Origin of the sequence: Corallococcus praedator (assembly GCF_003612125.1) — a bacterium.
In the GTDB taxonomy this organism is placed as follows: domain Bacteria; phylum Myxococcota; class Myxococcia; order Myxococcales; family Myxococcaceae; genus Corallococcus; species Corallococcus praedator.
In genome coordinates, this window is the sequence record NZ_RAWI01000294.1 from 1 (window position 1) to 11,902 (window position 11,902).

Consider the following 11,902-nt stretch of genomic DNA (forward strand, 5'->3'; position numbering starts at 1 on the left):
GGGCCGTCATCCAGCATCATCCCCTGGCGCAGCGGCGCCACGCGCTCCTCGTCCGCGATGCTGAACACCGTGGCCACGTAGCGCTTGGGCAGGTTCGTCTCCGGTGACGTGGCGTGGGCGACGAGCTTGTCGTCGTTGGTGAAGAGCAGCAGGCCCGTGGTGTCCACGTCCAGCCGGCCCACCGCGTGCCACGTGAAGCTGGCGAGCTCCGTGGGCAGTTGGGGCAGGAGCACTTCGAACACGGTGCCGGTGCGGTGCTGGCGCGCGGTGGAGGACAGCACGCCCGCGGGCTTGTGGAAGGCGAGCACGTGCGTGGGCGCCACCTTGCGCACCGGCAGGCCGTCCACCTTGAGGACGGCGTCGGGCGGCACGGGCGTCAGGTGCGTCTTCACCACGTGGCCGTTGATGCTCACCCGGCCCGCCTTGATGGCGGCCTCCGCGTCCTTCTGGGGCATGGCGCCGGCGCGGGCCAGCGCCCGGGACAGCCAGTCCGGCTTCTCCTTGCCCTCCCAGCGGTTGGGGCGGGGAGGTGACTTCGGCGGCCGTTCGGGCTTGCGAGGCATGGGCGCGGCACTGTAGCCGCGCGGGGCGGCCGTGCGTTGGGGTTACTTCCGGATGACTTCGTCCGGATCCTCGCCTTCCGCTGAGCCGGGCGTGCGGCCGGGCTCGTCGCCGTCGGCCATGCGGTGGGATTCGTCCTCGAACTCGCCGTCCTCCGCCGTCTGGGGCGTACGGCCGGGTTCCTCCGGGCGCTCCTCGCGGGACGGCGCCAGTTGGCCGGGGCCGGGTTCGGTGCCTCCCACGACCATCGATTCATAGGGCATGTGGTTCACGCGGTGCTCCTCCCCTGGGTGTCGCGACGTTTCCAGGAAAGGTAGCGACGCTCCGGGGTCCTGCCCGGAGGATCGGGGTGTCCCCCTGCCTGCTCAGTCTCCGTCCTTGGGGGAAGGGAAGTGCTTGCGCACGGTGTGCAGCACGCCTTGCCCTTGTTGCCCTGGTGGCGCTCCTGGAACCAGTCGGAGGTCCATTCCCAGACATTGCCGGCCATCTCGTGGAGGCCGTAGCCATTGGGGGGAAAGGCGCCGACGGGGCAGGTGCCTTCGTGGCCGTCCTCGCGCAGGTTCTGCCAGGGGAAGTAGCCCTGCCAGGTGTTGGCGCGGTGTTCCCCGTGAGGGGTGAAGTCATTGCCCCAGCAGAACTCGTTGCGGTCCAGGCCGCCGCGCGCGGCGCGTTCCCACTCCGCCTCGGTGGGGAGGGCCTTGCCGGCCCAGGTGGCATAGGCCTCAGCGTCCTCGTAGGCGATGTGGACGACGGGGTGGTCGCGGCGGTGTTTCACGGAGGAGCGGCGGCCCTCCGGGTGCTTCCAGCAGGCCCCGGGGACGTAGTTCCACCAATTCGCCACGTCGCTCAGGTCCACGGGCCCCTTCGCCTTCTGGAAGACGAGCGAACCGGGGACGAGCGTCTCTGGAGACGCGCCGGGGTAGTCCGCCGGGTTGAGTGGACGCTGCGCGACGGTGACGTAGCCGGTGGCTTCCACGAAGCGGGCGAACTGCTCGTTGGTCACGGTGTGCTTGTCCATCCAGAAGCCGGAGACGGTCACCTGATGGGCGGGGGCCTCTTCCGGGTAGTGGTGGTCGGAGCCCATCCAATAGGTGCCACCGGGAACCCACACCATGTCCGGGGAGGGGGCGCGGCCGGGCCGCTGGGAGGTGTCCGGAGCCACGGCGGAACCGCTGAGGTCTTCGTTCCTGTGCATGGCGTGGCCCCCGGAGGACGCATGGTCCTCCGAGGACAAGCTCCGTCCTGGGACAGGGAATGACACCCGTCCCGGGGGCCGGCGGGTATGTCGGGCAATGATTGATGGAACTGGGAATGGGGGCAGAATGTCCAACCCGCGACGCGGGGATGTTTGCCTTCCCGAACCGAGGAGCTTTCGAACCATGAGGCTGAACCTGAAGCAATGGCTGTCCGTGCTGTGCGTGGGAGCGTTCGCGGTGGCGGTGCCTGCCTGGGCGGATGTGCCCACGCCCGTGGACTGCGGCACGGTGGAGTGCGAGGGCATCCGGGAGATGAAGTCGCTTTACGCCGCGGAGATGGCGTACTTCGGGGAGCGGGACTCTTTCACCGCGGACATGGCGCAGCTGGCCTTCGCCGACTTCGCCCCGGCGCCGTGCGCCAATGGCACCCGGGCACCCGTGCTGGGCCCGGGCTGGGTGTCGGGTTGCCGTTTCGCCTACAAGGTCACCGCCGTCACGCCGAATCCGTCCCCGTCCTTCACGGCGGTGGCGCAGGGGGCGGCGGGGACGTCGGCCGCGGGCATCACGCTCCAGATCGGGACGCATCCTGTCTCCGGCATCCTCTTCTGGCTCGAGCGCAACGGCGTGCGCCGCTACGTCGATGCGGCGGAGTGCCTTGCTGCGCAGTCGTTCGTCTGTGATGCCCAACTGCGAGAGGGGACCATGGGCCTCCGGGCGCTGTACACGTCGGAGATGGCGTACTTTGGGGAGAAGGACCGCTACACCAGCAACTACGCCCAGCTCGGCTTCCTCCCGCCGGGGTGCGCGGACGGCACCCGGGCCCCGGTGCCGGATGCGTCATGGATTGGCGGCTGCAAGTTCATCTTCCGCGCGGACGTGACGGGCCCGTCCAGTTTCAGCCTCACCGCGCGCGCCGTGGCGGGCGCCATTCAAGGCACCGTCGTGACCCAGGTGGATCAAGGCGATCCGGTGGTCACGCCTGTCTACGACTCCGTTTGCAGGTAGGGAACCTGGCAGCTCGTGACATCAGAGCAGAGACTGGTGTCTTGAGCTGCGGGGGCCATCCGACTCCTGGATCCTCCTGTTGCTACGACAGGGGGAAACCTGGCCTCAGCAGCCCCGTCCGCTCCAAATGCTCACGTACGCGCAAGGCGAGCGCCAGATGTTCCGGGTTGCTGGCCGTAAATGGCTCGGGGGTGAGGATGATGAGCGAGCCTTTGTCTTGGACGGGCTCGATGCGGATGGGGGCTGGCAGCGGCGGAACCGTACCCCTGTGTCGAGCGAGGTACGTCACCCATCCGACGTAGGGCGCCCTCTGAACGCGATGGGGTTCCACCAGGTCGCGATGCGCATGTGACATGGCCACGCCCCAGTCAGGCTCCCAGGCAATGGCTGTCTCCCGCAGCAGACCTGCCAGGACGGAAGCGCTCAAGATCCGCTCCGCGTTGGGGCCCCTTCCGGGCAGGGTGAAGACGCACGTATTGCTCACGACATCGGTATGGCTACCGCATTGGACGTCGAAGCCGGTCGCGTCGTGGTCGTCCGCCACCCCGTTCCAGCCGCTCACGCGGAAGCCCAGGTCCTCGAACACGCGGTCCCTGCCTCGGACGACGAGTTTCTCCAGCTCCGTGAGACTAGGAGCAATGGGGCGCTTCAGCGCGTCCTTGCGGGACCTGCCGGGCAGGAACCAGTGCGCGAATGAAGGATCGATCCCGGGCAGGGCGGCCAGGAAGCCTGCCATGCGCCGTGCGCACTCCTCCGGCGACTCCTTCCTCGGTCCCCAGTAGGCTCCCGCGTAGTAGGTCTCGTCCACGCTCTATCCTTCCTCACGGCATCGGTGGACTGAAGACGACTTCAATCCCGTAGATTTCCTTGTCCTTGAACAGCCTCCGGAGGGCATCCGCCGTGGACTGCTCCGCGATGTGCCACCGGATGGGCGTGCCCGAGCCCCTGGCCGCCCTGAGCTGTCGCTGCGCCTGCTCGACAAGGGCCTTGGCTCCCGACTTCTCGAACCAGACCCTGGGTTTGAGGTCATCAAGGAACTTGTTCGCATAGCCAGGGCCCTTGGCCTCCAGTAGCACGTCATCCTTGAATCCGTCGAACTTCACTCCGTCCACCCAATAGGCCTCGTCGGCGGAGTGCTCCGCAATCTGCTCCTGGTAGCGCCTGGCTCGGGCGGACATGGATTCATTGGAGGGGCCCCACCTGCCGGGATCCGGAGGAGGCGTCGCGCCCTGCGTGACCGTATGGGCTCGCTGGAGGATGACGGCTGCCCCGGGCCCCCCGCTCAACACCGCCGCCGTGCTTCCCGTGGGGACTGCGATGCGCTCCAGCGCGAGCGCACCCTCGGCGGAGAGGGAAAGCACCGGGACGGTGGCTTCCGCGCCCACCATCAATCCCTTCACCGCGCGTGTCGTGGCGGAGGCAGCGCCCCAGGTGACGATGACGCTCGTCGTCAGCCGGGCGACCTCTCGAATCTGCTCGCCCGCCGTCATGTACTGGAATCGCTCCAGATACTCCGGCGACGATCTGATGAGGGCGACCACTCCTGTGGGCAGGTGTTGGAGCGATGCGAGAGCGTCCCCCGGTGAGCGTGAGATCAGTCCGCCCACAGCGAGCGCCAGTTCCTTGAGTGCATCCTCGGCACCGTCCAGCGAGCGGTTGATGACATCTGCATCGTCGTAGACCTCGGCCAGTGGGGGGCCGTCCACGGAGCGAAGCTGCCCATCCACATGGCGGAAGACACCGCCTCGTCCGCTGTAGAAACGACCCAACTCGAAGTGGCCCGAGCGAAACGCTCCATCCTTCCACCGGATGGGGACGACCTTCTGCTGTGTGCTCCCGTCGAGCGCCCATGCGAGGTATCCGTCCGGACGGAGCACCGCCACCTGTTCGCGTGCGAAGCGCCTCATCCGGCGCAGCAACTCTTCGCGGGAGACTTCGCCGTGCTCCAACACTTCCCGCAACAGGAAGCCTGCCGCCATGCGAGGTGGGAAGGTGCCCAGCGTCACGGGCTTTTCGAGCAATCGTTCCAGCACTTCGATTGCATCATCGGGCGTGAATGGATTGCGCCGTACCGGCAGTTCGTCCAGGTCGTCGATTCCGGCCCGCACGAGCAGCTTCTCGAAGGCATCGACCTCGAAGAGTCCCAACTCCACCGCTTGCCGGGACAGTTCACCGGGATGCGTGCCAAGGAGGGTCGTTCCCGGAGGCAGACGCTTTGGGTGGCTGCGGCCTTCCTCCTCTTCCTCGGAACTGGGGTCTTCTGTCTCAGGGGGCCGCTGATTCGTCCCTGATGCCTCCGACGCGTAGGCCGTGCGCTGGTGGAGCCTCCGCGAACTGCCGCGTCCCGCCGAGGTCTCGACCCCAGTGCAGCCCATGGCAAGGAGGGTCATGCACAGCATGAGGAGATCGACGCGCTCGAAGGTCATGGTGGCTGGGAGTTGTACCAGTCACGCGCAGCCTTGAGATGGACATGATTGCCGTCTGGCTTCACGGGCGGTGACGGCACGCTCCCGTCACCGCCCGCGGAGGACCCGTCGCTACGTGTGTGACTGCTGGAAGCGATGGATGAACTGCTCCACCTCGTTGGCCAGCGACATCACCTGGTCCCCGATGGTCGGCTCGCTCTCACGCTTGCGCGCCTCCTTCATCTTCTCCTTCACGCGCTCCTTCATCGGCCCGATGCTCAGGCTGCCCGGAGCCTGACTGGGCAGGAACTCGATGAGGCTCTCCGCGAACTTCTTCACCAGCATCTGCGCGGGCACGAACGTGAACATGCGCTCGCCGTACCACTGCGTGTACATGCCGGAGTGCGGCCCGTACTCGAACGGATCCGAGCGCAGGTTGATGAGGTAGGGCCACGCCGGGTTGAAGCGCTTGCCGCTGAACCACATGTCCGGGCCTTCGCCGTCCTGGTAGCTGAAGATGATCTTCCAGTCGTCGTAGCGCACCGCCGCGAGGTTGCCGCTGTCGAGCACGTAGATGAACTCGTGCCGGTCGCCCGGCGCCGTGCCCGCCAGCAGTGCGTTCATGTCATAGCCGTCCAGGTGGACCTTGAAGGTCTTGTCCCCCACCTTGTGGCCCTTCTTGCACTTCTCCACCAGGTCCGTGGGCCCGCCCGCCGCCGCCACCATCGTGGGCATCCAGTCCTCATGCGCGAAGATGTCGTTGATGACGCGCCCCGGCTCCACCACGCCCGGCCAGCGCACCACGCACGGCACCCGCACGCCGCCCTCCCACGTCGAACCCTTCTCGCCGCGGAACGGGCTGTTGCCGCCGTCCGGCCAGCCCATCTTCTCCGCGCCGTTGTCGCTGGAGAACACCACCATCGTGTTGTCCGCGATGCCCAACTCGTCCAGCTTCGCCAGCAGCACCCCGACGATGTCGTCCAGCTCCTTCATCGCGTCCGCGTAGAGCCCGTAGCCCGTCGCGTTCTTGTACTTCTCCTGGAGGTAGGTCCAGACGTGGCAGCGCGTGGTGTTGTGCCAGAGGAAGAACGGCGTGTCCTCCTTCACCGCGCGCTCCATGAAGTCCAGCGTCCCCTGCAGGAACTCGCCGTCCACCGTCTCCATGCGCTTCTTCGTCAGCGCGCCGGTGTCCTCGACGCGCTGCTTGCCCACGAGGCCCCAGCGCGGATCCTCGGTCACGTCGTTGCGGTCGGTGGCGTAGGTGTGCAGCACGCCGCGCGGACCGAAGCGCGCCTTGAAGGCCGGGTCCTTCGGGTAGTCGGGGCACTCCGGCTCGTTCTCCGCGTTCAGGTGGTAGAGATTGCCGAAGAACTCGTCGAACCCGTGCACCGTCGGCAGGTAGGGATTGGAGTCACCCAGGTGGTTCTTGCCGAAGTGGCCGCAGGTGTAGCCCAGCGGCTTGAGCATCTCCGCGATGGTGGGGTCGGAGTCCTGCAGGCCGTACTTCGCCCCCGGCATGCCAATGGTGGTGAGCCCCGTGCGCAGCGGGTTCATGCCCGTGATGAACGCCGCCCGGCCCGCGGTGCAGCTCTGCTGGCCGTAGCAGTCCGTCATCAACGCGCCTTCCTTCGCGATGCGGTCGATGTTGGGCGTCTTGTAACCCATCATCCCCTGGTTGTAGGCGCTGATGTTCCAGAAGCCGATGTCGTCGCCCCAGATGACCAGGATGTTGGGTTTGCGCTTCCCATACTTGCCGTGCCCGTTGCCGTTGCCCGTGGGCTTCTTGCCAACGCTCGCCATGTGTTGCCCCCTCCGCGGTTTCACTGCCGTGCAAGGTGCGGTCTTCTTCCGGCGCGCGCGCCGTCCCCAGGGCGCGGACGGGCATCCGTTGCGGTGGTCCGCACGGTCCCTGCCGGGGTTCAGTGGCGGGTGCCTTGGGGTTCGTCATCCCCGGATGGTGCATGGGGCAGGTGCCGCAGCAGCTCCCGCATCCGCCTGTCCGCTTCATCCAGGCGGACGAGCAGGTCCTCCTGCCGGTGGCGCTCCTCGCCGTGCAGACTCGCGCCCGCTTCGTCCACGCGGCTGCGGACCAGATACAGCCCGTCGCGGATGAGGCGCCACTCCTGCCACGCCTGGGATTCGTGGTGCGCCATCCACGCCTCCACGCCCGCGCTCACCTGCGGGTAGACATGCTCGGAGCCCACCTTCGCCAGCACGCCAGTGCGCTCCAGCATCCGCCAGGTCGGCCGGTGCACGCGCGCCAGGGCCAGGGTGATGCCCCGCTGGGACAGGTCCTCGTGCAGGCCGGCGAGCATGTCCGCGCCCGGCACGTCCAGGTCGTCCGTCAGCTCCAGGTCCAGCAGCACCTCCCGCACCGGCACCCTGGCGTCGCGCACGCGGGCGAGCACCTCATCCCGGAGGGACGTCGCATTGGCGAAGAAGAGACCTTCCTCGGGCCGGAAGACGTGCAGGCCGGGCAGGGTGATGGCGGAGGCTTCGCGGTGCGTGGCCGCCAAATCCAGCGTCCCCGGCACCCGCCCCAGCTCGCTCATGCGCGGCTGGCTGGCGCGGTAGACGGTGAGGAACAGGGACACGCCCACGGCGATGAGCAGCCCGGGCAGCACGTCGAAGGCCAGCACCCCCAACAGCGCCACGCCCGCGCCCAGGAAGTCCGCCCGGCGCAGGCGGAAGAGCCGCGCCAGCTCCTTCACATCCATCATCCCCAGGATGGCCACCACGACGATGGCGCCCAGCGTGGCCTCCGGCAGCGTGCGGAACAGGCCGGTGAGGAAGAGGGCCACCAGCAGCGTCAGGCCCGCGGTCACCAGTGAGGCCACCTGCGTGGTGGAGCCCGCCTGGTCGTTGGCGGCGGACTTGGACAGGCTGCACCCCATGCTGAAGCCCCGGAAGAGGCCGCCGCCCACGTTCGCGGCGCCCAGGCCCACCAGCTCCCGGTTGGGGTCCACTTCGTAGCCGTGCTTCGCGGCGAACATGCGCGCCGGCCCGATGGCCTCCGCGAACGCCACCAGCGCGATGCCGCATGCACCCGGCAGCAGCGTCAGCAGGTCCTTCAGGCCCACGCCGTGCGGGAGCTGGGGCGACACGAGTCCGGCGGGGATGGGGCCCACGATGGCCACCCCCTTGGCGTCCAGGTGCAGCGCGGCGGAGACGGCGATGCCCAGCACCAGCACCGCGAGCGCGGCGGGGATGCGCCGGGACAGCCGTCCCAACAACAACAGCGCCGCGATGCTCGCCGCGCCCACGACGAGGGTCAGCGCGTGCGTCTGTCCCAGGTGCGTGAAGATGAACCCCAGCCGCTCGAAGAAGCCCCCCTTGGCGCCTTCGATGCCCAACAGCTTGGGCACCTGCTTGATGGCGATGATGAGCGCCAGCCCGAACACGAAGCCGCTGAGCACGGAGGCGGAGAAGAACTGCGCGACGCGGCCCAGCTTCAACACGCCCGCCAGCGCGGCGACGGCGCCCGCCAGCAGGGCCAGCGCGGCGGTGAGGGCCATGAAGCGCGGACTGCCCTGCTGTGCCATCGCGCCTACCGTGGCGGCGGAGAGCACCGACACGCTGGCGGACACCGCGACGATGAGCTGCCGCGAGCTGCCGAACAGCGCGTACAGCGCCAGCGCCGCCGGGGTGGAGTACAGCGCCGCCTGCGGCGGCAGGCCGGCGAGCTGTGCGTAGGCCATGCCCTCCGGGATGTGCAGCGCCGTCACCGTGAGCGCGCCCACCAGGTCCTTCTTCAGGCGTGTCGGGTCATAGCCCCGCAGCGAGGCGATGAAGGGACTGACGCGGGCGAGCCATGGGGAAGCGGTCCGCTCGGAGGCGTGGCGCGAGGCTTGTCCCATGGGGACGAGGTGGACACTCCTTCCGACGCGGGCATCGTCCTCCTGGAGTGGGCGGCCGGGCCGTCAGGGGGTGCCCGTGTCCGCGGCCAGTCATTGGGGCCGGTCAGAAGATGTAGCGCAGGATGAGCTGCGCGTAGGTGAGCGTGGTGTCGTCCGACTCCAGCGTCTCGCCCTCCGCGTTCAGGGTGCGACGGGGCTCCGCATCAAGCGTGGCCGCCGCGCCTAGGCCCACCTGGAGGTGCGGCCGGCCGGAGTAGTAGACGCCCAGCGCCAGGCTGTGCGAGTGGAGCGTGTGGTCGGGCAGCTCCACCTCCGTCCGCCAGCCGGTGGTGAAGAGGTATTCGCCCATCACCGCGATGGGGATGCCCAGCGGAGGCCCCATGTCCGCCGTCAGCGCCGCGGCCAGGTTGACGCGAGTCGCTTCCGTCTTCTGCTCCACGCGGCCGCCCGCCACGGCGTCGAAGGGCTTGCTCGTCCGCCACGCGTAGTCGGCGATGGCGGAGGCCTGGAGGGAGAAGGCAGGCCCCAGGGACTGCGCCAGGAACACGCCGCCCGTGACGGACTTCTCGGACGCGGGCACCAGCAGGTACTCCCGGGCCTGTCCATTCAGCACATCGTCCACCGTCAGCAGGGGATTGTTGGTGATGGCGCGGATGAAGGGCAGCAGCGTCAGCTGACGTTCCTTGGTGAGGCCGCCCACGGCGCGCAGGGTGAGCTGGGTGCCGCTGGCTTCACTGCGCAGCAGCCGTACCCCCACGCCCGCCTGCCCCACGGAGTCGAGCGAGCCGCCGTCGGTAACCAGCGACACCACGTTCGCCCCGATGACGCTCGTGGCCCGCGCGAAGACGCTCAGGTCCAACCAGTCCGTGAGGCGCAGGCCCAGGTCCAGCGTCGACTGCAAACCAAGGAGCCACAGGTCCCGCCGTTCGATGCCCCCCGTGGGCATGGCGGGCACGCTGTAGCGCGCCACCCCCTCGCGGATGCCCACGTGCGTGGTGATCAACGCGCTCTGCTGGAAGATGGGCAACTGGAAGGTGTGGCCGCCCAACTGTCGATTCAGCGGGGGAGTGCCCTCGTCCGACGACACGGCCCCGGCGGTCATCACGGGAGCAAGCAGCAGGCCCAGGGCCAGGAGCACGGTTCGCATGTCCGGCAACCTGCGAAGACGAAAGTGGTGCGGGTATTGCCCGTGCCGCCCTTGCGCCCGTTGTCGGCAAGACGCTCCACCCATCCGGAAGTGGATGCGCCGTTGCGTGCCCAGGCCCGGCGCGAGGCCCGCCGGGTCGCGTGATCAGCGCACCTCGCGTCGGACGACGGCGGGGGTCAACCCGGTGACGCGGCGGAAGACGGTGGTGAAGTGACTCTGCGAGCTGAAGCCGACCGCGAGCGCGATGTCCCCCAGCGAGTGCATGGGGTTGTTCAACAACTCGCGCGCCCGCTCCACCCGCCGCTTCTGGACGAAGGCGTGCGGGGTCATCCCCGTGGACTGGCGGAAGGCGCGGGTGAAGTAGAAGACGCTCAAGCCCGAGCGCTGGGCCAGCTCCCCCACGCGGATGCGCCGGGCGAGGTGGGCTTCGACGAAGAGCTGCACGCGGGAGAGCGCGGCGGCGGAGAGCCCGCCACGCTTGCGCGCCGCCGGTGAGCCCCCCGGGGCCTGGAGGAGCTTCGACAGGCGGGACGCATGGCGGTCCTGGACCGCTCGCGCGGCGGTGAGGAAGCCGGCGACGACCTTCAGGTCCGCGTCCGACAGGGGCTCCATCAAGCGCATCCCGTCCACGCTCAAGGGGCCCCAGAGGGTTTCAATCCATTCACGCGCGTGCTCGGTGAGCACCAGCCGCCTGCCGCCCCGGGCGGCTTCCCGTCGCACGTAGCCCGCCAGCTCCAGCCGCTCCACGTCGGTGCCGCGCGCGACCGCGCTCATGGGCGCGGGGCCTCCGAAGTGAAGCTGCGCAAGGCACACCAGCTCCGCGCGGCCCAGGGCGAGCACCTCGCCGACCGCCGCGTCGAAGTCCGCGGAGGCGTCCTGGAAGCGGACGATGTCGGCGCCAATCTGCTGGAGGAGGACGTGCCGGGGGCTCATCGCGAATCACCGCAGGATTGAGAAAAACAGCACAAGGACGCGAAAGACGCCCGGGCGGGCGGGGACACATCCTTCAACCCATGATGAACCTGAAGCTGTCCGTGGGCGCAATCCTGCTGTGGCTCTTCGTGCTCAACCTGGGCGTCGCGTTCGGCGCGGGGCTCTATGAGCACCGCATCCTGTTGCCCCGGTGGCTGGATGTCACCGGAGCGCACTGGAACGCGGAGGCGGCGCGGCAGGACAACGTGGGGCTGCGCTTCTGGGCCTTCGTCAGCACGGGGCCGCTGACGCTCCTCACGCTGGCGAGCTTCTACTTCGCCTCGCAGGTGACGGGCCCGCTGCGCCTCTGGTGGCTCGTGGCGGCCGGGGTCGCGCTCGCGGACCGGCTGCTCACGTTCTCGTATTTCATCCCCACGATGCTCCGCCTTCTGGACGCGCCGGACTCACCCGGGTCCGTGGCGTCCGCGCTGCGCTGGTCCCAGGTGAACCACCTGCGCCACACGCTCGTCGCGGTGGCGTGGTTCGCTTCCCTCCAGGCCCTGTCGTGGCTGCGGGTGGTCCAGTAACTGACTTGAGGAATAGTCCTCCTCTTGGATGAAGTCTGAGGGCTGGCTCCGAAATGTCCTTTGGGCCTTCGGAACGGTGAAGGCTCAGTGGATGCGGGCTGCGATCCCCCTGTGTCAGGGAAGTTGTCGCCTCGGCTGATCGGCCGGGATGACCGCGCCTTGGGGGCGAGAGCAGGCAGGAAGCAGTGTCGTACACGGATGGATTCAAGTCAGAAATGGTGAAGCGGATGGT

Annotated in this window: 11 protein-coding genes; 2 read left to right on the forward strand and 9 right to left on the reverse strand. The window is 68.5% G+C overall.

The window, feature by feature from the left end; genetic code table 11:
* The 3 genes from D7Y13_RS29490 to D7Y13_RS29500 form a co-directional block, all read right to left on the reverse strand.
* Positions 1 to 563 (reverse strand): pseudouridine synthase (locus tag D7Y13_RS29490; protein WP_147452517.1); only part of this gene is annotated, 563 nt, incomplete at its 3' end.
* A 42-nt stretch (positions 564 to 605) separates the two neighbouring features.
* Positions 606 to 824, reverse strand: a complete 219-nt coding sequence (locus tag D7Y13_RS29495) for a hypothetical protein (protein WP_120535939.1) — start codon at positions 822 to 824, stop codon at positions 606 to 608.
* A gap of 5 nt (positions 825 to 829) precedes the next feature.
* Positions 830 to 1,756 carry a formylglycine-generating enzyme family protein gene (locus tag D7Y13_RS29500; protein ID WP_244222386.1) on the reverse strand — a complete coding sequence of 309 codons (927 nt, stop codon included), beginning with the start codon at positions 1,754 to 1,756 and terminating at the stop codon, positions 830 to 832.
* A 184-nt stretch (positions 1,757 to 1,940) separates the two neighbouring features.
* On the opposite strand from D7Y13_RS29500, the gene D7Y13_RS29505 reads away from it, so the two are divergent.
* Positions 1,941 to 2,762 (forward strand): hypothetical protein, encoded by an 822-nt coding sequence (locus tag D7Y13_RS29505; RefSeq protein ID WP_120585611.1) that lies wholly within the window; start codon positions 1,941 to 1,943, stop codon positions 2,760 to 2,762.
* A gap of 82 nt (positions 2,763 to 2,844) precedes the next feature.
* Here the strand turns inward: D7Y13_RS29505 and D7Y13_RS29510 are convergent, their stop codons facing one another.
* The 6 genes from D7Y13_RS29510 to D7Y13_RS29535 form a co-directional block, all read right to left on the reverse strand.
* Positions 2,845 to 3,570, reverse strand: a complete 726-nt coding sequence (locus D7Y13_RS29510) for an immunity 52 family protein (RefSeq protein WP_233595924.1) — start codon at positions 3,568 to 3,570, stop codon at positions 2,845 to 2,847.
* Between the two features lie 13 nt (positions 3,571 to 3,583).
* The gene (locus D7Y13_RS29515; protein ID WP_120534559.1) at positions 3,584 to 4,915 is read right to left on the reverse strand and encodes a Tox-REase-5 domain-containing protein; all 1,332 of its coding nucleotides are present in this window, start codon (positions 4,913 to 4,915) and stop codon (positions 3,584 to 3,586) included.
* A 384-nt stretch (positions 4,916 to 5,299) separates the two neighbouring features.
* Positions 5,300 to 6,967, reverse strand: a complete 1,668-nt coding sequence (locus tag D7Y13_RS29520) for an arylsulfatase (RefSeq protein WP_120585613.1) — start codon at positions 6,965 to 6,967, stop codon at positions 5,300 to 5,302.
* A 119-nt stretch (positions 6,968 to 7,086) separates the two neighbouring features.
* A complete protein-coding gene (locus D7Y13_RS29525; protein WP_120585614.1) occupies positions 7,087 to 9,024 on the reverse strand; it encodes a SulP family inorganic anion transporter in 1,938 nt (645 codons plus the stop codon).
* A 103-nt stretch (positions 9,025 to 9,127) separates the two neighbouring features.
* Positions 9,128 to 10,171 (reverse strand): hypothetical protein, encoded by a 1,044-nt coding sequence (locus D7Y13_RS29530; protein WP_147444500.1) that lies wholly within the window; start codon positions 10,169 to 10,171, stop codon positions 9,128 to 9,130.
* Between the two features lie 144 nt (positions 10,172 to 10,315).
* Positions 10,316 to 11,104: an AraC family transcriptional regulator gene (locus D7Y13_RS29535; protein WP_120585615.1), complete on the reverse strand. Its 789-nt coding sequence runs from the start codon at positions 11,102 to 11,104 to the stop codon at positions 10,316 to 10,318.
* A gap of 80 nt (positions 11,105 to 11,184) precedes the next feature.
* On the opposite strand from D7Y13_RS29535, the gene D7Y13_RS29540 reads away from it, so the two are divergent.
* The gene (locus D7Y13_RS29540) at positions 11,185 to 11,670 is read left to right on the forward strand and encodes a DUF1772 domain-containing protein (protein WP_120585616.1); all 486 of its coding nucleotides are present in this window, start codon (positions 11,185 to 11,187) and stop codon (positions 11,668 to 11,670) included.
* The last annotated feature ends 232 nt before the right edge of the window (positions 11,671 to 11,902 follow it).

What these genes read in the sequence shown, in the direction of transcription:
- D7Y13_RS29495 (WP_120535939.1), bottom strand. Translation starts at nt 824, where the DNA reads ATGCCCTATGAATCGATGGTCGTGGGAGGCACCGAACCCGGCCCCGGC.
- D7Y13_RS29500 (WP_244222386.1), bottom strand. Translation starts at nt 1,756, where the DNA reads ATGCACAGGAACGAAGACCTCAGCGGTTCCGCCGTGGCTCCGGACACC.
- D7Y13_RS29505 (WP_120585611.1), top strand. Translation starts at nt 1,941, where the DNA reads ATGAGGCTGAACCTGAAGCAATGGCTGTCCGTGCTGTGCGTGGGAGCG.
- D7Y13_RS29520 (WP_120585613.1), bottom strand. Translation starts at nt 6,967, where the DNA reads ATGGCGAGCGTTGGCAAGAAGCCCACGGGCAACGGCAACGGGCACGGC.
- D7Y13_RS29525 (WP_120585614.1), bottom strand. Translation starts at nt 9,024, where the DNA reads ATGGGACAAGCCTCGCGCCACGCCTCCGAGCGGACCGCTTCCCCATGG.
- D7Y13_RS29530 (WP_147444500.1), bottom strand. Translation starts at nt 10,171, where the DNA reads ATGCGAACCGTGCTCCTGGCCCTGGGCCTGCTGCTTGCTCCCGTGATG.
- D7Y13_RS29535 (WP_120585615.1), bottom strand. Translation starts at nt 11,104, where the DNA reads ATGAGCCCCCGGCACGTCCTCCTCCAGCAGATTGGCGCCGACATCGTC.
- D7Y13_RS29540 (WP_120585616.1), top strand. Translation starts at nt 11,185, where the DNA reads ATGATGAACCTGAAGCTGTCCGTGGGCGCAATCCTGCTGTGGCTCTTC.